We start from the raw sequence: 20,727 nt of genomic DNA, 5'->3' as shown, positions 1-20,727 counted from the left end.
GCAACCGCGGGATTTTAGTCATTCGAAAGGACGGAACGCTGAAGTGAGCAATGAAAACAACCTTCAAATACAGGCGGAAGACTCCACCGCCGGCGGTGAGCAGCCGTTGACCGGGGAACGGTGGACGACCGCCCGGGGTTCGTGGACGATTTTCCCCCAGTTGTGTAAAGGCTGCGGCCTCTGTATTGAACGGTGCCCGACCGGGGTGATCCGGTGGGCGGACGAGTTGGGGGCTTACGGAACGAACCGCGTGACTGTTGACGCCGATGGGTGTATTACCTGCAAACTTTGTGCCATCTACTGCCCGGATGCGGCAATCAGTGTGGTCGAAGACTAACGGTTCTCGCCCGGGAGTTTCCCGACGGCCTGCTCGATCCGGTGGAGGGCTTCCTCGAGGCGCGGACGGGGGCAGGCCAGATTGAGCCGTTGGAAACCTTCCCCGCCGGGGCCGAAATCACTCCCGTTGTTCAAACCGACTTTGGCATCGTGAATGAAGAAAGACTTTAGCATGTTGGGAGGCAGGGGTAAACGGCGGCAGTCGAGCCAAACCAGGTAGGTTCCCTCCGGCGGTACCGGTTTAATGGCAGGCAGCCGGGCGGCGAAAAAGGCCATTAGGAAATCGAGGTTTCCCTGGAGATAGCTGATCAGTGCCTCCAACCAGGTTTCACCCTGCTGGTAAGCGGCGGTAAAGGCCGTAATACCCAGCGTGTTATGGATATGCATTCCCAGGGCGGACTGGACTTGCTGAAAACGTCTCCGCTTTTCCGGATCGGGGATGACCGTCACCGCCGTGGTCAGCCCGGGCAGGTTGAAGGTCTTACTCGGGGCAAAACAGGTGATGGTGTGCTGCGCCAACTCCGGGAGCGCCGCCACGGGAAGATGGTGATAGTTGGGATAAACCAAGTCGGCGTGGATTTCGTCGGAAACGATCAGGATCTGGTGGCGCCGGCAGAACTCACCAAGCCGCTCCAGTTCCTCCCGGGTCCACACCCGTCCGACCGGGTTATGGGGGCTGCACAGGATCATCATTTTCACTTGGGGATTGACCACCGTTTCCAGGTGGTCAAAGTCCATGGTATAGCGGCCGTTCTCTTCCTTTAACGGATTAAGCACCAGTTGCCGCCGGTTATTTTCGACGACGCGAAAGAAAGGACCGTAAACGGGGGGTTGAATAATCACGCCCTCGCCCGGCTGGGTGAAGGCAAGGACCGCGAGGGCCAACGCCGGAACAACCCCGGGGGTAACCACCAACCATTCCGGCTCAATGGTCCACTGATGCCGTTTGACCACCCATTCGCAGAAGGCCTGGTAAAATTGGGGTGGGGGGAAGGTATAGCCATAGACCGGATGCTTGATCCGTTCCATGAGGGCCTTAGTTACGCACGGAGGAACGGCGAAATCCATATCCGCCACCCATAGGGGGAGCAAATCTTCACTGCCGAAAACTTCGGCCCGGCGGTCCCATTTCACGCTGCCGGTCTGTTCACGGTTGATGATCTGGTCAAAATTGTAGGGCATGGGTTAACCTCCTCAAAAATTGGTTGCGGCCGTCTTTTTTTCAGCCGGAGCCCGCGGTCTTTCCGGATAAAGATAGAATCGGCCGGGTTGGGCCAGAACTAAAGGGTCCCTTTCCGCAGGGACTCTTTTTTTCATCCATTTATGTTATGGACCCCGGCTCGCCAATAGGCGACCGCCCGGAGTAGAGCCGATCAAGAAAGAGTATATCCTGATGAAGATCATAAGTAATATAATTAACTTAATATCTTTCACCCGGTGATCTGGAGGGAAATCTTTCCACGGGAAGAGGAGACCCCGGAAAGATCACGAAGTAAATCAAGAGTATTTCGTGCGGTAAGGGGGTCTTGCCATGAGCCCAGATCATCCGGAAGTAATTGCCGGAAAGATCATCGACAATATCGGCCGGGTTTTGGTGGGGAAAAAACAAGCGGCGGAGCTTTGTTTGGTCGCCCTGGGCTGTGGGGGGCATCTGCTCCTTGAGGATGTGCCCGGGGTAGGCAAAACCATGCTTGCCCGGTCCTTGGCTTGTTCTTTGGGGTTGTCCTTCAACCGGATTCAGTGTACGCCCGACCTGTTGCCTTCGGATATCACGGGGGTTTCGGTTTTTAGTCCGCAAGCGGGGACCTTTACCTTCCGCCCGGGACCGGTGATGGCCAATATTGTCTTGGTTGATGAGGTGAACCGGGCCACCCCCCGTACCCAGTCGGGCCTCCTGGAGGTCATGGCGGAACGGCAGGTTACGGTGGACGGTCAGACATATCCGTTGCCCGAACCCTTTATGGTGGTGGCGACCGAAAACCCCATCGAATTCGAGGGGACGTTTCCCCTGCCCGAAGCACAGTTGGACCGGTTTTTAATGCGCATTTCCCTCGGCTACCCGGCCCCCGACGAAGAGGCCGCGATCTTGTCCCGCCTGGAAAAGGAACATCCGATCAAGACATTGCAACCGGTCGTTTCACCGGAAGAGGTCAACCGGTTTCTTCAAGCGGCACGGGATGTCTTTGTCGAGGAGAGCCTGCGTGACTACATTGTCGAGCTGGTCGGCCGGACCCGTCACCATCCGGCGTTGGCAGTAGGGGCCAGCCCGCGGGGGAGTATCGCCCTCTTCCAAGCCGCCCGTGTGCTTGCGGTGCTACGGGGACGGAACTATGTTCTCCCGGAAGATATAAAATATCTGGCCCCCTTCGTTTTGGCCCACCGTTTGATCTTGACGGCGGAAGCGCAGGCCCGGGGGGAAAAAGGCTTCCAGATCATGCAGGAGATCATCAGTGCGACCCCGGTCCCCACGGAGGAAGCGTTGAATGCGTAGGCGGGTCCGGGTTTTAAGTCTTGCAGTTCTTTTCCTGACGGCGCTAAGCTTTGCGCCGGCGGTTACGCTTTATATGGCGGTTGGCCTGTTGTTGGTGACCCGGTGGGGGCGGAAAAGAGTAGCCCAAAACCTTCGTGTCGTCAGAGACGTCACCAAAGGGCAGGGTTTTCCCGGTGATACCTTGCGGATCCGGATCCGGGTGGCCAACCCGACCTTGTTCCCGCTGCCCTGGTGCCGGGCGGATCATTCGTTTTCCGCCTTGAGCGCCGACCGCAACAGTCATCTCTTCCCACTTCCGGCCAGGGGGCAAGCCCAGTTTGATCTGCAGGTCACCGGGGAGCGGCGGGGGATCTATTTTCTGCCGCCCAGCCGGTTGTCGTTCGGTGACCACTGGGGGTTGACCGAACAAAGCCTTGTCGTGGCCGGGGAGGAGAAAATAATCGTCTTTCCCCCGGTCCGTCCCCTGAAGGAATTTCCTTTCTCCCGCCGGTCCCCACTGGGACCTTATCGTTGGCATTACGGGTTATACGAAGACCCGACGCGCCTCCAAGGCTGCCGGGAGTACCTGCCGGGGGACAGTTTCAAGAAGATCCACTGGCCGAATGTGGCCCGGACCGGTACTTTACAGGTGAAGGAGTGGGAAACAACCCTCACTGCCGATTACGGCATCTTTTTGAATCTGCGGGAAGAAGACTTACCGACCGGCGCCTGGTACTATCTGACCGAGTTTTTGGTTGAACTGGCCGCGTCCTTATGTCATTTCCTGGCGGGGCAGAACGAGACCGTGGCCTTCTTTTGTAACGGAAAGCCTTTTGGGGCCGCTGAAGGACTATTTCGGTTACCGCCGAAACGGGGGAAGCACCAAGCTCCGCAAATCCTCTCTTACCTGGCGGGGGTTTCGCCCGGCAAAGGCCAGGCGGTGGAGGTGTTTTTCCGCGAGGCCCGGCGTTTACCCGCCCGCTCCGTGCTGTTGTTTTTAACCCCGGTGATCACCCCGGTGATGGTGGAAAAAGCGGCCCATTTACGCCGGAACGGCTTCCAACCGGTTTTTTTATGGCCTTATTACCGTGACGGTACGGTTCCGGCCGCGGATCTGAAAAAGGCCAATCTGAAGTGGTATATTGTGCGCAAAGGGAGGGAGCGGGATGAATTCACCTTTACCGGAGGGAGATAAGGGCGCTTCCCCGTGGTTACAGTTCTTGACCGCCCTCTTTTGTTGGTTGTTTATGATTCTGCTCACCCTCACCATCCCGCTGGGTTTATACCGGCGCCGCCCGGTTGTTACTGCGGTCCTGTTGCTGTTTCTCGCGGCCGGCGGGAGTTTCCATGGCGGGCGGCGGTCAGCGCGGAACTTTCCGGTGTTATGGCAAATGATCTATGTTTTTCTTTTCCAGTGGGGGGTGGCTGTCCTTTGGGTCATCGCCAACCGGGAGGAGGTTGGGAAGCTCTTCCTCATGCCCGGACGGATTGTTACCCGGTACCCCCAATGGTGGATCCCGGCAGTCATGACCTGGTTTGTGGCCCGTGGTTTTGGCGGGATGATCCACCGGTTGCAACGGCGCCCCCGTTGCCCAACACGGGACTGGCGTAACCAGTGGTCTGACGACAAGGTGGACCTGACCGATTGGAACCAAAATTGGCGAAGTCTGCAGGTATCCACCTGCGGCCTGTTGGGGGCCGGGGTGTTTGTCCTGGCCGTCGCGCCCGCCCCGGTCGAAGTGGAACTGCCCTGGCCTTTGGATCCGGGCCGCCTTCTGCTCTGGCTCTTAAGTTGCACGGGCCTGGCTCTGTTGACGGCGGGCAATTACTGTTATCAACGGGCTTGTTGGGACGGGGAAGGACTGGCGGTCACTGCTTCACTGCCCCGCGAATGGCGGGGGCAGGCGGGGAGGATCCTTTTGTTTTTGTCGCTCCCGGCTTGGTTGTTCCCAGGGAATTTCCGCGCCGTGGGGTGGCGCGCCGTCCGCTGGGTACTTGCACGGACAGGGAGTTTCCGACCATTAAAGCTGCCCGAAGTTGGGGAAGAGGTGCCGCCCCCGTCTCTCTTCCTGCCGGAGCCCTTGGTTGTCTCTACCGGGACGCCCAGTATGTTGGAGAAAATTCTGATCTGGTTTTATTTTATGGCCCTTATCTGTTTGGGGCTGTTCTTCACCGGTGTTTTGCTGGTTTTTATCGGCTATCTGATACACCGGTCGCTGGCGGGCCAACTTGACAGTATCCGGGGTTTGCCCAAGTTACTTGTCCGGTTTTACCTTTTCGTGCGGCGTCTTTGGCCAAGGCGGCCAAAAACCGGTTTTCCGCGCCGGACCGGCGGTTCAACCTTGGAAGAAAAGGTCCCTGTCGGCGTCCGGCCGCGGAGGAAGGTTCATTCCTGGGGCAAAGGTCCCCGGGCTTTGGTTCGCCGGGGGTATTACCGTCTGCTGAGGAAAGCTCGCCAGCGGGGGCTGGCCTGGCGGGCCAGCCAGACTCCGGCGGAGATTGGACAGGCCCTGGCGGCAATGCTCCCGGAGGAAAGGGAAGCCGTCCAGGGGGTGACCGCCGGTTATCAGGAGGCGCGTTACGGACCGTTAGAACCGCCCAAAGAAGACCTGCGGCGCTTTGAGTACTGGCGGCGGGCTTTGGAAGACCGTCTCGAGCGGCGATCAAGAAATTAACCAATCTTAGCAGGAATTCCCTTTTTAAGCTGCGAACCTAATAAAAGGAATTGGAACCGGTGTTGCCGGCAGCTTCTCCCTTACGGGGGAGGTTTTTTAACGGAGACTGTGAAGGAGGAGATTTGATTGCGACTGCTAACGACAATAATCCTGGCGATCGGTTTGGTTGTTTCCCTGGCTACGACGGCCCTCGGGGCTTGGGAGAATACGGTTTGGCTGGGAACCGATATCGCCCAGAACGGGCGGGAAATGGGGTACCGGCACCTGGATGATGTGACGACAAAGATCGTCTCCAGCCAAGTCCAGGGCGTGTTCCGGTCGGAGATTCAGATTGGGAGTACGCTGGTGGATTTTGAGAACAATACGGGTTTATATGCGGCCGTCGGGGCCAGCGTCAATGGCCGTCTTGACTTTCTGTTTGGGGCCGGGTTTATCTACAGCAGCTATTATTCGCCGTTTTTATTAAGTGGCGGCGTTAAATGTTTGGTCCCCTCCAAGTTGGTCGTTTATGAAGTGGAAGCTTTTTATCAGATTTTACCGCCCCTCTTGATCCATTTGGGTTACAGCAGCGAGGGTAATGCGCTCTTCTTGGGTTTGGGGTTGTCCTATAACTAACCGGTGATGGTGGTCTTTACCTTAAATGGCAACGGTTAAGGGGTTAATTACCTCCCCATTGTTATGTTATCATCATGATGAGTTTTGGTAAGCTTTTTGTCGCAAAGCAACCGCCGGTTACCCGGGCCTGATCTGACTCGGGGCGTGGTAACAATGGGAGGTGACGAAGATGACCTTTTTGTCTTTAATTAACCCCAAACAAAGACAATGGCTGGCTTTATTCACCTTATTATGCTGGGTTATACCGTTTCTCGGCGTAATGGGTTTTATGATCTTTGTTCCTTCCCCGGTGCCGGACCAAGCAGACCGGGGGAAAACGGTAACGGAGCAAAAGGCGGAAACGAAGGTGGCCGCTTTCGACCAAAAAAACGAAGCGGAACAAGGAGCCGCTTCGGCGGAAGCGTCGGCGGTGAAGGCGGCGGAGACGGAGCGCCGCCAAGAAGCGGCGGCACCCCCACCGGTTCCCCCGGAACAGCTGAAGCCGGCGACGAATGTGGCCGAAGCGGCTAAGCCCGGAGCGAACAACCAAGCCGACGGGATTGACCTTGATCTTCTTGCCCGGGTGATTTACGCCGAGGCCCGGGGGGAACCCTTTGAAGGGCAAGTGGCCGTGGGCGCGGTCTTGATCAACCGGCTGCGCAACCCCAGATTCCCCAATGATCTGTGGAGCATTGTTTTTAAAAAAGGGGAATTTTGTACGGTCCGGGACGGGCAGATCTGGCTGAGGCCGAACGCCACTGCTTACCGTGCCGCCCGCCTGGCGAAAGCCGGTTGGGATCCTACCAACGGGGCATTGTATTTCTACAACCCAAGTAAGACTACGTCCAAATGGATTTGGTCGCGAACCGTCACCGCCCGGATTGGGCGCCATGTTTTCGCGGCTTAACGGGGCCAAAGAAAAGGGAGGTTGACGGTTCCCCGCTATTTATGATACTATTATCTAAGTAAATAAGCGAGAGTGGCGGAATTGGCAGACGCGCTAGACTTAGGATCTAGTGGGCAACCGTAGGGGTTCAAGTCCCCTCTCTCGCACCAAAAATCAACGGCGTAAAGCCGTTTTTCTTCTATTGAGCCGATTTTTATGCAATTCCTTAACTTGACACATCATCACTGGGCAGTTAAAATTTAAGCATGGTTATAATGGGGAAAAAGAGCCGATAAAACCGGAAGGTTTTATCGGCTCCTCATTGCCATGGCGTTTTATTCTTGGTAATTTTGGTTAATTATGGTTAAACTAAACGAGTAAATGTTAATTTAGAGACGGAAGGTAAGGTGGAAAATCATGCAATCAACCATTGAACAACTGGAAAACAACCGCGTATTACTGAAGCTGGAGGCCGATCCGCAGGAAGTGGCTGATGCTTTTGATCAAGCTTATAAAAAAGTGGTCCAGCGAGTATCGGTACCGGGTTTCCGCAAAGGGAAGGTCCCCCGGTTTATCCTGGAAAAGCAATTCGGCAAAGAAGTTTTGTACCAGGATGCCGTTGAGATCCTGGTTACTAAAAGTTATTACGAGGCGATCCTCCAACATAAGCTAGAACCAATTGAAAATCCAAAGATTGATTTCGAAGACCAGATTGAAGAGGGCAAACCCTTTAAGTTCCAGGCGGAAGTGGAAGTTCTGCCCGAAGTTAAACTTGGTGCTTATAAAGAGCTTAATGTCAAGAAGGAACAGCCGGTCGTCACCGACGATGAAGTGGAACAAGAGTTAAAAGCGCTTCAGGAACGCCATGCGGAACTGGTGGCGACCGAAAAGCAAACTTTGGAGAAGGGCGATTTCGCCGTTATCGATTTTGAAGGATATTTAAACGAAAAAGCATTCCCCGGCGGGGCCGCCCAAGGATATACTATAGAAGTAGGATCTGGCCGGTTAATCCCCGGGTTTGAGGAAGGCCTGATCGGGATGGCTCCGGGCGAAGAGCGTAATCTGAACCTTACCTTCCCCGAAGACTACCACCAGCAGGAACTGGCGGGACGGGAAGTGGTCTTCAAGGTTAAACTGCACGAAATAAAAAGGAAAGAACTGCCGGCTCTTGATGATGAGTTTGCGAAGGAACACGGGGACTTCGCCACCCTGGATGATTTCAAAGCACACCTGCGGAAGCGGATTCAAGAGTATAAAGAGGAGGCCGCCAACCGCAAGTTCGAAGAAGAAGTGATTAAGCAGGTAGTGGCGGGCAGTACCGTCCCCTTGACGGATACCCTGATTAACCGGGAATTGGAACACTTAATTCACCATATGGAGCATGATCTCGAAGCGCGAGGGTTAAAATTAGAGGAGTATTTAACCCGTACCGAGCAGACCATGGAACAGTTGCGCGATCAGCTGCGGCCCCAAGCCGAGGAGCGGGTGAAGACCGATCTGGTGCTGACGGCGGTGGCGCAGGCAGAAGGAATTACCGTTAGTGAGGACGAACTTAAAGATCGAGTCGGTTATTTGCTCCAGTTTTATCCACCGGAGTTCCGCAAAGATATTCTGAAGGGGAAAAACCCCAGTTTTATTGAAAACGTCCGTTCGTCTCTTGAACGGGAAAAGACAATCAAACTTCTCGTCGGGTTCGCCGCCCCGGAACAAGAAGCGGTGACGGCGGTCAAGGATGACGAAGACGAAAGAGAGGAAGAGGTGAAAGAAGAATGAATTTAGTGCCGATGGTCGTTGAACAAACCAACCGCGGGGAACGGGCTTATGATATTTTTTCCCGCCTGCTTAAGGAGCGGATCATCTTTATTGGCGGTCCGATCGACGACACGATGGCCAATTTGGTCGTGGCGCAGCTTATATACCTGGAGAGTGAAGATCCGGATAAAGATATTTCCGTGTATATTAATAGCCCCGGCGGCGTAATCTATTCTGGATTGGCGATCTACGACGCCATGCAGTATGTTAAACCGCAAGTCTCCACGATCTGTGTAGGTTTTGCCGCCAGTATGGCTGCCCTGTTATTGAGTGCGGGGGCGAAGGGCAAGCGCTACGCGTTGCCCAACTCCAGGGTGATGATTCACCAGCCGTTGGGTGGGGCCGAAGGGCAGGCCGCGGATATTGAGATTCAAGCCCGCGAAATCCTGCGCTTGCGCGAAATCACCAACGGGATTATTGCGCGCCACACCGGAAAGCCCATCGAAAAGGTCGCCCAAGACGTGGACCGCAATTACTGGATGAGCGCCGAAGAGGCTAAGGCATACGGTATTGTCGATGAGATCATTGATAAAAGGAAAATAAAGTAGTTGCCCACCTCAGTAAGCTGGGGCAAGTATGATTGTGCTTTACTCATCCATTCTGGCATACCCGTCAGTGGTAGGCTTTCAATTCCATAAGAAAGAGGTGGTGAGATGTTTAAGTTCGGGGATGACAAAGGGCAGTTAAAATGTTCTTTCTGCGGCAAAGCACAGGAACAGGTGAAGAAACTGATCGCCGGACCGGGTGTGTATATCTGCGATGAATGTATCGAACTCTGCAATGAAATTATCGATGAAGAACTGACCGACGATACCTCCTTCGATTTGGAAACCATCCCGAAGCCGATGGAGATTAAGGCCATTCTTGACCAGTACGTGATCGGGCAGGAAGAAGCCAAGAAAATCCTTTCCGTTGCCGTTTACAACCACTATAAAAGGATTAACGCCGAAGGGATGTTTGACGATGTCGAGCTCCAGAAGAGCAACATCCTGATTATGGGACCGACCGGTAGCGGAAAGACCCTCCTTGCTCAGACGTTGGCCAAGATCCTTAATGTCCCGTTCGCGATTGCTGATGCCACCTCGCTTACGGAAGCCGGTTATGTGGGAGAAGATGTTGAAAATATACTATTAAAACTGATCCAGGCGGCCGACTATGATGTGGAGAAGGCAGAGAAGGGGATTGTCTACATCGACGAAGTGGATAAGATCGCCCGCAAGACGGAGAACCCTTCGATTACGCGGGATGTTTCCGGGGAAGGTGTTCAGCAGGCCCTGCTGAAGATCTTGGAAGGAACGATCGCTTCGGTTCCGCCCCAGGGGGGAAGGAAACACCCGCACCAGGAGTTCATTCAGATCGATACCACCAATATCCTCTTTATCTGCGGTGGCGCCTTTGACGGTCTGGAAAAGATCATCGAGAACCGGGTCGGGAAAAAGACGATGGGCTTTGGGGCCGAGATCAAGTCGAAACAGGAGAAGCCCATTGGTGATCTTTTGCGGCAGGTGATGCCGGAGGATCTACTCAAGTACGGGATGATTCCGGAGTTTATTGGCCGTCTGCCGATCGTTGTTTCCCTGGATGCGTTGGATGAAGCCGCGTTGATCCGGATTCTGACCGAGCCCAAAAACGCCCTGATTAAACAGTATAAGAAGATGTTGGAGTTGGATGGGGTCGAGTTGGAATTTACCCCCGACGCCATGGAGGCGATTGCCGCCCTGACGATGAAACGGAACGCCGGGGCCCGGGGCTTAAGGGCCATCATCGAGAAGCTGCTCTTGGATGTGATGTACGAGGTCCCCTCCCGGAGCGATGTGAAAAAATGCGTGATCACCAAAGAAATGGTGGAAGGGAAACAGGAGCTCCTTCTTTCCACCAGCGCGGAACCGCGTAAGAAAAAAAAGGAAGAATCGGCTTAAAACCCGCCAAGCGGCGGGTTTATTTTTTTGGAAAAAACTCATGAAATTTACACCACTGGGGATAATATACGGTAAGTTGGGAACGTTCTGGGGAGGGAAAGTAAGCGATGAATTACGCAGGAAGCATTTTAGGTTTGATCAACCTTTTTTTCGCCATTGTGATTGGCTTATATTTTTGGAACCTTTTGCGCGCACAACAAGGCACGAAGATTGCCGTCGACCGGGAAGCCAAAAAGGAGCTGGAGAAGCTGCATCGTTTGCGTGCGATCTCCCTGACGGAACCCCTTGCCGAAAAAACACGACCAACCAAGTTTGATGAGATTATCGGCCAAGAGGACGGGCTGAAGGCCTTACGGGCGGCCCTGTGCGGGCCCAACCCGCAACATCTGTTGATCTACGGTCCGCCGGGGGTGGGCAAGACCGCAGCCGCCCGTGTGGTGCTTGAAGAAGCAAAGCAAAACCCCTTGTCGCCGCTGAAGCCGAACGCGAAGTTTATTGAGGTGGACGCGACGACGGCACGCTTTGATGAACGGGGGATCGCCGATCCGCTGATCGGTTCGGTCCACGATCCGATCTACCAAGGGGCGGGCCCGATGGGCATGGCCGGGATTCCCCAGCCGAAACCGGGCGCTGTGACGAAAGCCCACGGCGGGATCCTTTTCATCGACGAGATCGGTGAACTCCATCCCTACCAGATGAACAAGCTGTTGAAAGTGTTGGAAGACCGGAAGGTCTTTTTTGAAAGCGCCTATTACAGTTCGGAAGACCATAACATACCTTCCCATATTCATGATATTTTCCAGAATGGTCTGCCGGCGGATTTTCGCTTGATCGGGGCGACCACCCGCCAGCCGCATGAGATCCCGGCGGCGCTCCGCTCCCGTTGCGTGGAGGTTTTCTTCCGCGCCCTCACCCCGGAGGAGATTCAACAGATTGCACTGAACGCAATCGGTAAGATCGGGTTTGAGCTGGAAGAGGGCTGTCTTGAGATTATCGGCAAATACGCCCATAACGGACGGGACAGTGTCAATATGGTCCAGCTTGCTGCGGGTGTGGCCTTGACTGAAGGGCGGAAGCTGATCCAGCGTAAGGATCTGGAGTGGGTGGTCAACAGCGGGCAGTATACGCCGCGGCCGCACAAGAAAGTTCCGCCCAAACCCCAAGTGGGTTGCGCCAATGGACTGGCGGTCTACGGCCCGAACCAGGGGATGCTGGTGGCATTGGAAGCAACAGCTATTCCGGTAGCGGAAGGTCCGGGCCGGGTGATTGCCACCGGGGTCATCGAGGAAGAAGAGATGGGCGAGCACGGACGGACGATCCGGCGACGGAGTACCGCCAAGGAGTCAGTGGAAAATGTCTTAACGATCTTGAAAAAACATTTCAATCTTGATTGTACCAAGTATGACCTGCATATAAATTTCCCGGGGGGGATCCCGCTGGATGGCCCGTCGGCCGGAATTGCGCTGGTCACGGTCGTCTATTCGGCCCTGACCGGTAAGCCCGTGGATAATTTGGTGGCGATGACCGGAGAGGTCTCGATCTTGGGTACGGTCTTGCCGGTTGGCGGGATCGTCCCGAAGATCAAAGCGGCGAAGGAAGCCGGTGCCAAGCGGGTATTGATCCCGGCCGAGAATTGGCAGGATTCCTTTGCGGATGAGACCGGGATTGAAATCATTCCCGTGCGCCGGATTGAAGAGGTTATTCAGTGGGCGTTCCGGCCGGAACCGGTGGCCGAAAAAGAGGCGGTTGACCATGATGCGCCGCAGGAGAAATACATACCGGTTCAGAGCGGAAACCAGGGCGGAAAGGAAGAATTGGTTGTCGCGGCCGGCGGTTGAGGAAGCACGGCCCCCCCCTTTGAGCGGGGTCAGCTCCTGTGGTATACTGACCGTAAAGGGGGGAAGTGTCGGATGACGGTTTTACGGCCAAAGCCCCGGATTGCCTGGGCCTTAGGGGGCGGCGGGGTCCGCGGTTTCGCCCATCTTGGGGTCTTAAAGGTCCTCCAGGAAGAGGGAATCCCGGTGGATGCCCTGGCCGGGACGAGTATGGGGGCGGTGATGGCGGCGCTCTTTGCCGCCGAGACCGATCTGAAATATTTGGCCGCGTTGGCGACCCGGATCGCGTGGGAAGACTTTGTTGACCTTCGTTTTCCCCGTTACGGACTGGTTGAGGGGAAGCGGCTGATCCCGTTAATCCGGTTGCTAACCAAGCGTAAAAGACTGGAGGAATTGGCGATTCCGGTCCGGATCGTTGCCACCGACCTGCTCACCGGCGAGGAGGTTGTCTTTACGCAGGGTCCCCTCGATCTGGCGATCCGGGCCTCGATCTCGATTCCCGGGGTCTTTACTCCGGTACCTTACGGTGAGCGTCTCTTGGTCGACGGCGGCCTGGTGGCGGGCGTTCCGGTTAAAGCCGCGGCGGCGATGGGGATGGATCTGGTCTTCGCCGTTTACGTTCCCGGCAAATTGGTTTCGGAACCGCCCCGGAGCGTTTTCGACATTCTTTACCGTAGTTCGGAGATTATGATGCACCAGTTGGACGGGATCCAGTTGCAGCAGGCCGATTTTATCCTGGCCCCGGAGGTGGGGGACGTTGGTACGCTCCAGTTTTCGCGGGTGGAGGAGTGTATTAAAAAGGGGGAAGCGGCCGCCCGGAAGGCCTTGCCGGCACTGCACCGGATCATCGCGGAGTATCAAACCGACTGGGGAAAAGCCGCCGGGGACCGGATTTGACGGAGGGGCTTACGACCATGGAACGTCTATGGAAAAATTTGATCATCATTCTGATTATTACTTTGTGTGTGGTCCAGATCTTACTTTTGGTCCCGTCCTTCCGGGCCACTTTTTGTGTGGTGGAAAGGTTGGAGGGGAAGCCGGTGTACCGGCTTTATTAAAAAATGGCAAGATTGCCCGCTGCCGTCTTGCGTAAAGCGGGGAAATATGCTAGATTGTAATTTAAAAAGGCAAGACGGTAGTGTGGCAGCTTACATAGGGGAATTGCGTAGTTTGCAGGCACTCCGTGGGGTGCTTTTTTTATTACCGGAGGGGTGGTACACGCAATGATCGGAAACAGTAAAGAGGTGGCGGCGGCCGCCTTGAAAATGGCAATCAGCCGTTCGCGGGAAGAAGAACGGGCCTTTAAGGAGATGCTCCGGGCCGAGGAGATCCAGGCCGCCGCGGTTGATTTTGGCGGAGAAATGATGCAGTCAGTAAAGACCATAATTGAGCGGGCGGTGGTCGCCGCCAAACGGGAGTTTTTGGTGGGAGATACCCACGCGGAAGAGGGTGCCGTGGCCGGAGCGACCCACGAAGCTTTGCAGCAGATTATCCCGAAAGCTTTCGGTTTGAATCTGGGCGGGAAGATCGGCCTGGCCCGCCGGGGAGACCATTTAAGTGTGGCGGTGTTCTGTGCCGTCGGCCTCTTGCACCTCAATGAGGTCGCGGTGGGCCTTGGCCACCGGGCGATTAAATAAGATACAGATGATTAGAACAAGGTGCAAAGGCTGGGAAGCTTTTAGAAGCGCGCAAATGAGGAAAAGGAACCGGCCTGTGGGAGGAAGAGAGGAGGAGAGAGGTGGAGACGGTCAAAGCGTTTCGCGGGGCAACGACGGTTGACGCCAATACCCGGGAGGAGATTCTCGCGGCGACGCGGGAGTTGCTGACGGAGCTGATCGGGCGGAATAAAATCGACCCCCGGCGGGTGATCAGTGTTATTTTCACAGCGACCCCCGATCTGAATGCCGCTTTCCCGGCGGAAGCCGCCCGGCAGCTAGGCTATAACGACTGGGCATTACTGGATAGTGTCGAGATGGCGGTACCGGGGGCCCTACCCCGGTGCATCCGGGTTTTGCTCCATGCTTATCACGGTGATGCCAACCAGGAGGTGCACCATGTTTATTTACGAGCCGCTAAAGGCCTCCGTCCCGACCGGGTCCCGGCCGGCGACTAGGTTTTGTCTGGTGCGCCACGGAACCACCGATTGGAACCGGGAGAACCGGATTCAAGGGGTCACGGATACGCCCTTGAATGAACAAGGGCGGGCGGAGATTGGCCGGTTGGCAGTGGCGATGAAGGACGAAGGCTGGGAGGTGGTGGTGGCCAGCGATCTGCAGCGGGCGGCGGAGAGCGGTGAGATTATCGGCCGGGAGCTCATGATTCCGGTTTTTTTCCACAAAGGGCTTCGTGAACGGAGTTTTGGCCCGCTGGAAGGCTTGACCTTTGAGGAGGTTAAGGCAGAATTCCCGGAAGGCAGCGACCACCTTGCCTTACCGGGGCTCGAGTCGCGCCGGGCGATCGAGGAGCGGGCGGCGGCGACGATGGCAATGCTGGCGACGGTTTTTGCCGGACGCCGGGTTATCGTCGTCACCCACGGGGGTTTTATCCGGGCTTTCTTCCGGGCGGGATGGGGCCTGGAGCGGAAGGCCCCCGCCAATGCGGAACGGGTGGTCGTGGTCTGGGACGGAACATGGCAACTGGTGGAGGGAGGTAGGAGCAATGACGGTTGAAAATCTGATCCGCCGGGAGATCCTGGGGATTACCCCTTATGTTCCCGGCAAGCCCATTGAGGAAGTGCAGAGAGAATTAGGGCTGACGGAAGTGATCAAACTGGCTTCCAATGAGAATCCCATTGGGCCTTCGCCCCGTGCGATCCAGGCGGCCACGGCGGCTTTGGCCGAAACCCATCTTTACCCCGATGGCAACTGTTACCTGTTGAAAGCAGCCTTGGCGGCCGAACTCGGGGTCAAGCCCGAGGAGATTATTGTGGGGAACGGTTGCGACGAGGTGATTAAACTGGTGGCCGAGGCCTTTTTCCGTCCGGGCGACGAGGTGATCGTGGCCGACCCGACCTTTGGCGAGTACGCCTACGCCACGCAGTTGATGGGGGCCCGGTTGGTCAAGGTCAAAGGGGAAGGGCTGGGGCATGATTTGGCGAAGATGGCGGCGGCCGTGACCCCGCGGACCAAAGCGATCTTTCTCTGTAATCCGAACAACCCGACCGGGACGATGAATACCCGGGCCGAAATGGAGGCCTTCATCGCCCGGATTCCACCGGAGGTGCTCATCATCATCGACCAGGCCTATTATGAATACGTGGCCGATCCGGATTATCCCAATGGAATCGAGTTCAAAGGCGACGGCCGGGTGCTGACCCTCCGGACCTTTTCCAAGATTTACGGTCTGGCCGGTTTTCGGGTGGGCTACGGGGTGGGGGATGCGGAACTGATCGCGTTTCTGAACCGGGTCCGGGAACCGTTTAATGTGAACCGCATCGGCCAGGCGGCAGCGGTGGCGGCGCTGGCCGACCGGGAACATGTGGCCCGCAGTTTGGAAGTGAACCGGCGGGGGATGGCGCAGATCGTTCGGGGTTTGACCGCCCTTGGCCTCGCCTACACCCCCAGTGTGACCAATTTTATCCTCTTTGCTACGCCGTACCCGGCCGTACGGGTCTTTGCGGAGATGATGAAAAAAGGGGTGATCGTCAGACCGGCCAACATCTTTGGTTTACCGCAGCATATCAGGGTGACGATCGGAACGGAAGAACAAAACGAAAGGTTCTTAGATGTCCTGGCGGCGGTTTTGGCCGGGCTTAAGGAATCGTCTTAAAAAGAATCCTTGTGTTTATTATGCTTTATCCTTCAAGCGATGGTCGGTTATCCTCGCGAAGGATGTACCGCGAGTGATGGGAAGTATTTTTTCGGCAGGACGGTAGAAAGGTAGGAAAGGATGGGTGTACAATGATTATTATCATGTCCCGTAATGCGTCTGCGGAGCAGGTGGCCCGGGTTCAGGAACAACTGCGCAATGCCGGTTTCGGGGTCCATCTGTCGCAGGGTGTGGAAAGGACGGTCATCGGTGCCATCGGGGACCGCAGTCCGGAGCTGATGTCAACGGTAGCGGCGATGGCGGGCGTGGAACGGGTTGTCCCGGTTCTCAAACCATTTAAGCTTGCCAGTAAAGACTTCAAGCCTGAATCCACCCGGGTGAAGGTGGGGGAGGCGGTTTTTGGCGGGGAGGAAGCGGTACTGATTGCCGGTCCCTGTGCCATCGAGAACGAGGAGCAACTCATGTCCACGGCGGAGCAGATTAAAGCGGCCGGGGGGAAGATCATCCGGGGCGGGGCTTTTAAACCACGGACTTCGCCCTATTCCTTCCAGGGCTTAAAGGCCGAAGGACTGAAGCTCATCCAGAAGGTGGCGCAAGCCACCGGTTTAGCCGTGGTCTCGGAGGTCGTTTCCCCTTATGAAGTGGAACTGGTCGCCCAGTATGTGCAGATGCTCCAGATTGGCGCCCGCAACATGCAAAATTTTGCCCTCCTGCAGGAGGTGGGCCGGACTAAGCTGCCGGTGCTGCTGAAAAGAGGGATGGCGGCCACGATCGAAGAATGGTTGATGGCTGCCGAGTATATCATGAAAGAAGGAAATTACCAGGTGGTCCTCTGTGAGCGGGGGATCCGGACCTTTGAAACGGCCACCCGCAACACCATGGATGTCGGGGCCATCGCCCTGGTTAAAGAGTGGAGTCATCTGCCCGTCATTGCCGACCCCAGCCACGCTTCCGGCCGCCGCGATCTGGTGATCCCCCTGGCGCGGGCCGCGTTGGCGGCGGGCGCCGACGGTTTAATGGTGGAAGTGCACCCCAAACCGGAGACCGCCCTTTCCGACGGACCCCAGTCGTTGGATTTTGTCCAGTTCCAAACCTTGGTCAAAGAGATCGGCCCAGTTTTGGCCGCAATGGGGCGACACCTATGAAGCGGCAGCGGATTGCTCTGATCGGATTGGGCTTGATCGGCGGTTCGCTGGGGCTTGCCCTCTGCCGGCAACCGCGGAAGCCGTGGGTGGTTGGTTATGACCCGGTGGCGGACACTTGCCGGGAAGCCCTCGCCCGCCAGGTGGTGCATGAAATTGCGGACAGTCCGGCCGCGGCGGCGCAAGGCGCGGATTTGGTCGTCTTGGCCGTACCGGTGGGAAAAATGGAGGAAGTGGTTCGTGCGGTGGCGCCGGTCCTCACCCCGGGGACGATCCTGACCGATGTGGCCAGTACAAAAGGGCAGTTGGCCCGGGCTTTGCCGCCGTTGTTGCCGGAGGGGGTCTATTATGTCGGCGGCCACCCGATGGCCGGGAGCGAACAATCGGGGCTGGCTGCTGCCGATCCCTTTCTCTTTCAGAATGCCGTTTATCTTTTGACGCCGGCCCCGGGGACACCCCCCGCGGTGCTGGCCACCTTGGAAGAGTTCATCCGGATGGTGGGCGGGCTTCCCCTCTTGCTAACCCCGGAAGAACATGATTTAATGGTGGCGGTGGTCAGCCATTTGCCCCACTTAATGGCGGCTGCCCTGGTCAATGTGGCGGTCGATTTCAATGAGCGGTATCCGGGCACCCTGGCGCTGGCGGCCGGCGGTTTCCATGATACGACCCGGGTGGCGATGGGTTCCCCGGCTTTGTGGCGGGAGATCTTAGCGTCCAACCGGCACTCGCTTTTGCCGGTCCTGCGGGCGCTTATGACGGAGGTGGAGAACCTTACCGCCGCGCTCTCCGCCGGCGAGCTGACGACACTGGAAGCCCGGCTGAAGCGGGCGGCGACGGCGCGAAAGGAGCTCCCGGCCCGCCGGAAGGGTTTTTTGACCCTTCTCCATGAGCTGGTGGTGGTGATCGAAGACCGGCCGGGGGCGATTGCGGAGGTAATTGGCATCATCAAAACGATTAATATTAAAGACATTGAAATCCTCCGCGTCCGGGAGGGGGAAGGCGGCACCCTCCGCCTGGCCTTTGAGAACGAGGAGGCGCTGGCCGAAGCGGTCCGGCTCCTCCGCAGCCACGGTTTCCAGACGCAAGTGCGAGGGGGGCAGGGCCAATGAAAGTTTATGTCGGACCGGCTTCCCGCCTCCAGGGAAAAGTGCGGGTTCCGCCGTCCAAGAATTACACCTCACGGTACATATGGGTTTCCGCTTTGACGGAGGGGGAATCAATCATTTATGATCCGGCCACCAATGACGACGCCGGTGCCCTGCTTAACTGTTGCCGGCGTTTGGGGGCGAAAGTGCAAGCGAGCGAAGGAAGGTTAAAGATCTGTGGTTTTGGGCGTAACCCCCACCCGCCCGGGGTTTTGGATCCGGGCAACGGGGGACTGATTCTCCGCCTACTCTTACCAATCGGCTTGTTGTTGCCGGAGGTCCAGTATGTCACCTCTTACCCGGAATCGCTGGGCAAAAGGCCCCAAGGACACCTCTTGACGGCCCTCCGTGCCTTGGGGGCGGAGGTTGAGGATGATAACGGGCATCTCCCCATTACGATTAGAGGCGGGCGGCCGATCACCCGGCGGACCGTGGCGGTTTCCGGCCGGATCAGTTCCCAGTTTGCCACCGCTTTGCTGATGATCGCCCCCCTCCTGGGCGGACTCGACCTCCGGATCACCGAAGGGCTCGTCTCCCGGCCACCCCTGGCTACAACGCTACAAGTAATGGCGGAGGCCGGGGTTACCCCGCTGGCGGACTGGGAAAAACTACGGTTCACGGTGCCGGCCGCCAGCTACCAGGCGGGCGTGTACCATGTACCCGGGGATTACCCGGCGGCTTCGGCCATCATGGCGGCGGCCGCCCTTGTTCCTTCGAGCGTCACCTTGTACCCGCTGAGCCCCGCCGATCAGCAAGGAGAGAAGCAGGTTATCCCCTATCTCCGGCAACTGGGGGTCGAGGTTAAGACGGAAGGGCAGGAAGTAACGATCCGGGGAGGCAGTCCCTTACGCGCCGTTGATTTCAACGGCGAAGAGGCGATTGATGCGGTGTTGTCCATGGCGGCCGTGGCTTGTTGCGCGGCGGGGACCACCACCTTTTCCCGGGTGGCGAATCTCCGCTGGAAAGAATCGGACCGGATTGGCGATTTGGCCAGGGGCCTGCGCCAACTTGGGGTGGCGATCACGGAAACCGCCGACGGCTTTGTAATTACCGGAAACCCGCATGGTTACGAAGGAGGAATTGAGCTCGACGGCTGTCAGGACCACCGGTTGATTATGACTTATGCGGTCTTGGCGTTGCGGACCCAAAAAGGATTGGTGATCAGCGGGGCCGAACATGTCAGTAAATCGTTTCCCGGCTTTTTTGCGGCCCTCGAGGCGCTTGGCGCCACGGTCGAGGTTGAGTGAGGAAAGTTAAGGAAAATAAAAGCGGCAGGAGACAACAACGGATGGCCTTTGATCTGCATACCCATACGTTATACTCGGACGGGGTTTCCACCCCGGAAGAATTGGTGAAAAGGGCAAAGGAAAAGGGGTTGACCGGCGTGGCCCTGACCGACCATGATACGGTTGACGGACTACCCGCCTTTCTCGCGGCAGGCCGCGCGTATGGTCTGGTCTGCATCCCGGGGGTGGAGCTCTCGACCGAGCTGGAAGGGGTAGAATTTCATATCCTTGGTTACCAGGTGGATCACACCCATACGGGCTTGCGCGAGCGGTTAAAACAGGTGCTGGCCGCCCGTCGCGAGCGGGCCCGGAGGATGTTGGAGCTTTTGGCCCGGCACGGCATGGAACTGGAGTGGGAAGAGATCGTCGGGGATAAGCCCAACGCTTTTGTTGGACGTTTTCAAATTTACCAAGCGTTGAAGGCCAAAAAATTGATTGGTCCCGATGAGGACCGGAAGGTTTTCAACTATCTGCTGGGAACACAAGGCGTCGCTTACATTCCCCACCGGGAATTGTCAACCCTGGAAGCGATTGCGTTGATCCGGGCGGCCGGGGGGTGGCCGGTCCTGGCCCACCCGGGCCGTTTGGGGAATGACCGTTTGCTCCCAACTTTAGTCGACCACGGTTTGGCCGGCCTGGAAGTATACTATCCCGAGCATTCACCGGCGGTGACCGCGAAGTATCTGACGCTGGCCCGGAAATTTGGGTTGTTTGTGACCGGCGGTTCGGATTACCACGGTATCCCGCAGGAACGGGACCTGGGTGATGGCCAGATCGATGAGCAGGAGGCATATTTACCGTTTTTATGGCAATAATGTAAATAGTAATAAACTTATACCATATCTTACTAGGAGGATCA

Annotated in this window: 21 protein-coding genes and 1 tRNA gene; 21 read left to right on the top strand and 1 reads right to left on the bottom strand. The window is 56.8% G+C overall.

Annotation, left to right across the window (positions count from 1 at the left end; translation table 11 throughout):
- The first annotated feature begins 43 nt into the window (after positions 1–43).
- Positions 44–337 (top strand): 4Fe-4S dicluster domain-containing protein, encoded by a 294-nt coding sequence (locus G5B42_RS01600; protein WP_331274012.1) that lies wholly within the window; start codon positions 44–46, stop codon positions 335–337.
- Here the strand turns inward: G5B42_RS01600 and G5B42_RS01595 are convergent.
- Positions 334–1,518, bottom strand: a complete 1,185-nt coding sequence (locus tag G5B42_RS01595) for a MalY/PatB family protein (protein WP_181338703.1) — start codon at positions 1,516–1,518, stop codon at positions 334–336. The two genes, G5B42_RS01600 and G5B42_RS01595, sit on opposite strands and share 4 nt — an antisense overlap.
- Before the next feature lie 349 nt (positions 1,519–1,867).
- Here G5B42_RS01595 and G5B42_RS01590 point away from each other — a divergent pair, with 349 nt between their 5' ends.
- From G5B42_RS01590 to G5B42_RS01495, 20 genes are all read left to right on the top strand, one after another.
- Positions 1,868–2,827: an AAA family ATPase gene (locus G5B42_RS01590; RefSeq protein ID WP_181338702.1), complete on the top strand. Its 960-nt coding sequence runs from the start codon at positions 1,868–1,870 to the stop codon at positions 2,825–2,827.
- Positions 2,820–4,001 (top strand): DUF58 domain-containing protein, encoded by a 1,182-nt coding sequence (locus tag G5B42_RS01585; protein ID WP_181338701.1) that lies wholly within the window; start codon positions 2,820–2,822, stop codon positions 3,999–4,001. Before G5B42_RS01590 ends, G5B42_RS01585 begins: the two co-directional genes overlap by 8 nt.
- On the top strand, positions 3,973–5,481 hold the full coding sequence (locus G5B42_RS01580) for a DUF4129 domain-containing protein (RefSeq protein ID WP_181338700.1): 1,509 nt from the start codon (positions 3,973–3,975) through the stop codon (positions 5,479–5,481). Before G5B42_RS01585 ends, G5B42_RS01580 begins: the two co-directional genes overlap by 29 nt.
- A 126-nt stretch (positions 5,482–5,607) precedes the next feature.
- Positions 5,608–6,096 carry a hypothetical protein gene (locus G5B42_RS01575; protein WP_181338699.1) on the top strand — a complete coding sequence of 163 codons (489 nt, stop codon included), beginning with the start codon at positions 5,608–5,610 and terminating at the stop codon, positions 6,094–6,096.
- Positions 6,097–6,265: 169 nt separating this feature from the next.
- Positions 6,266–6,982, top strand: a complete 717-nt coding sequence (locus tag G5B42_RS01570) for a cell wall hydrolase (protein WP_231133139.1) — start codon at positions 6,266–6,268, stop codon at positions 6,980–6,982.
- Between the two features lie 66 nt (positions 6,983–7,048).
- Positions 7,049–7,131: transfer RNA gene (locus G5B42_RS01565), tRNA-Leu, on the top strand.
- Positions 7,132–7,378: 247 nt separating this feature from the next.
- Entirely contained in the window at positions 7,379–8,734 is a 1,356-nt protein-coding gene (gene tig / locus G5B42_RS01560) for a trigger factor (RefSeq protein ID WP_181338698.1), read from the top strand.
- A complete protein-coding gene (clpP, locus tag G5B42_RS01555) occupies positions 8,731–9,321 on the top strand; it encodes an ATP-dependent Clp endopeptidase proteolytic subunit ClpP (protein WP_181338697.1) in 591 nt (196 codons plus the stop codon). Before tig ends, clpP begins: the two co-directional genes overlap by 4 nt.
- Positions 9,322–9,426: 105 nt before the next feature.
- Positions 9,427–10,692: an ATP-dependent Clp protease ATP-binding subunit ClpX gene (clpX, locus tag G5B42_RS01550; protein ID WP_181338696.1), complete on the top strand. Its 1,266-nt coding sequence runs from the start codon at positions 9,427–9,429 to the stop codon at positions 10,690–10,692.
- Between the two features lie 107 nt (positions 10,693–10,799).
- The gene (gene lonB, locus G5B42_RS01545) at positions 10,800–12,530 is read left to right on the top strand and encodes an ATP-dependent protease LonB (RefSeq protein WP_181338695.1); all 1,731 of its coding nucleotides are present in this window, start codon (positions 10,800–10,802) and stop codon (positions 12,528–12,530) included.
- Between the two features lie 72 nt (positions 12,531–12,602).
- Complete coding sequence (locus G5B42_RS01540; RefSeq protein ID WP_181338694.1) at positions 12,603–13,424, top strand: patatin-like phospholipase family protein; 822 nt, start codon at positions 12,603–12,605, stop codon at positions 13,422–13,424.
- A gap of 17 nt (positions 13,425–13,441) precedes the next feature.
- Positions 13,442–13,585 carry a hypothetical protein gene (locus G5B42_RS01535; protein ID WP_181338693.1) on the top strand — a complete coding sequence of 48 codons (144 nt, stop codon included), beginning with the start codon at positions 13,442–13,444 and terminating at the stop codon, positions 13,583–13,585.
- Between the two features lie 165 nt (positions 13,586–13,750).
- The gene (locus G5B42_RS01530; protein WP_181338692.1) at positions 13,751–14,164 is read left to right on the top strand and encodes a HutP family protein; all 414 of its coding nucleotides are present in this window, start codon (positions 13,751–13,753) and stop codon (positions 14,162–14,164) included.
- Positions 14,165–14,265: 101 nt separating this feature from the next.
- Positions 14,266–14,640: a chorismate mutase gene (gene aroH, locus G5B42_RS01525; RefSeq protein WP_181338691.1), complete on the top strand. Its 375-nt coding sequence runs from the start codon at positions 14,266–14,268 to the stop codon at positions 14,638–14,640.
- On the top strand, positions 14,582–15,196 hold the full coding sequence (locus tag G5B42_RS01520) for a histidine phosphatase family protein (RefSeq protein ID WP_181338690.1): 615 nt from the start codon (positions 14,582–14,584) through the stop codon (positions 15,194–15,196). Before aroH ends, G5B42_RS01520 begins: the two co-directional genes overlap by 59 nt.
- Positions 15,186–16,295: a histidinol-phosphate transaminase gene (gene hisC, locus G5B42_RS01515; protein WP_181338689.1), complete on the top strand. Its 1,110-nt coding sequence runs from the start codon at positions 15,186–15,188 to the stop codon at positions 16,293–16,295. The genes G5B42_RS01520 and hisC overlap by 11 nt, the downstream gene beginning before the upstream one ends.
- Positions 16,296–16,426: 131 nt before the next feature.
- Complete coding sequence (gene aroF / locus G5B42_RS01510) at positions 16,427–17,440, top strand: 3-deoxy-7-phosphoheptulonate synthase (RefSeq protein ID WP_181338688.1); 1,014 nt, start codon at positions 16,427–16,429, stop codon at positions 17,438–17,440.
- Positions 17,437–18,546 carry a prephenate dehydrogenase gene (locus tag G5B42_RS01505; RefSeq protein WP_181338687.1) on the top strand — a complete coding sequence of 370 codons (1,110 nt, stop codon included), beginning with the start codon at positions 17,437–17,439 and terminating at the stop codon, positions 18,544–18,546. The genes aroF and G5B42_RS01505 overlap by 4 nt, the downstream gene beginning before the upstream one ends.
- Entirely contained in the window at positions 18,543–19,829 is a 1,287-nt protein-coding gene (gene aroA, locus G5B42_RS01500) for a 3-phosphoshikimate 1-carboxyvinyltransferase (protein WP_181338686.1), read from the top strand. The genes G5B42_RS01505 and aroA overlap by 4 nt, the downstream gene beginning before the upstream one ends.
- A complete protein-coding gene (locus G5B42_RS01495; protein ID WP_331274011.1) occupies positions 19,826–20,683 on the top strand; it encodes a PHP domain-containing protein in 858 nt (285 codons plus the stop codon). The genes aroA and G5B42_RS01495 overlap by 4 nt, the downstream gene beginning before the upstream one ends.
- Positions 20,684–20,727: the final 44 nt, after the last annotated feature.

The sequence above is a fragment of the Capillibacterium thermochitinicola genome (assembly GCF_013664685.1).
GTDB lineage: Bacteria > Bacillota > UBA4882 > UBA10575 > UBA10575 > Capillibacterium > Capillibacterium thermochitinicola.
The sequence above is the reverse complement of the archived record's forward strand: the minus strand, read 5'-3'. Positions and strand labels throughout refer to the sequence as shown.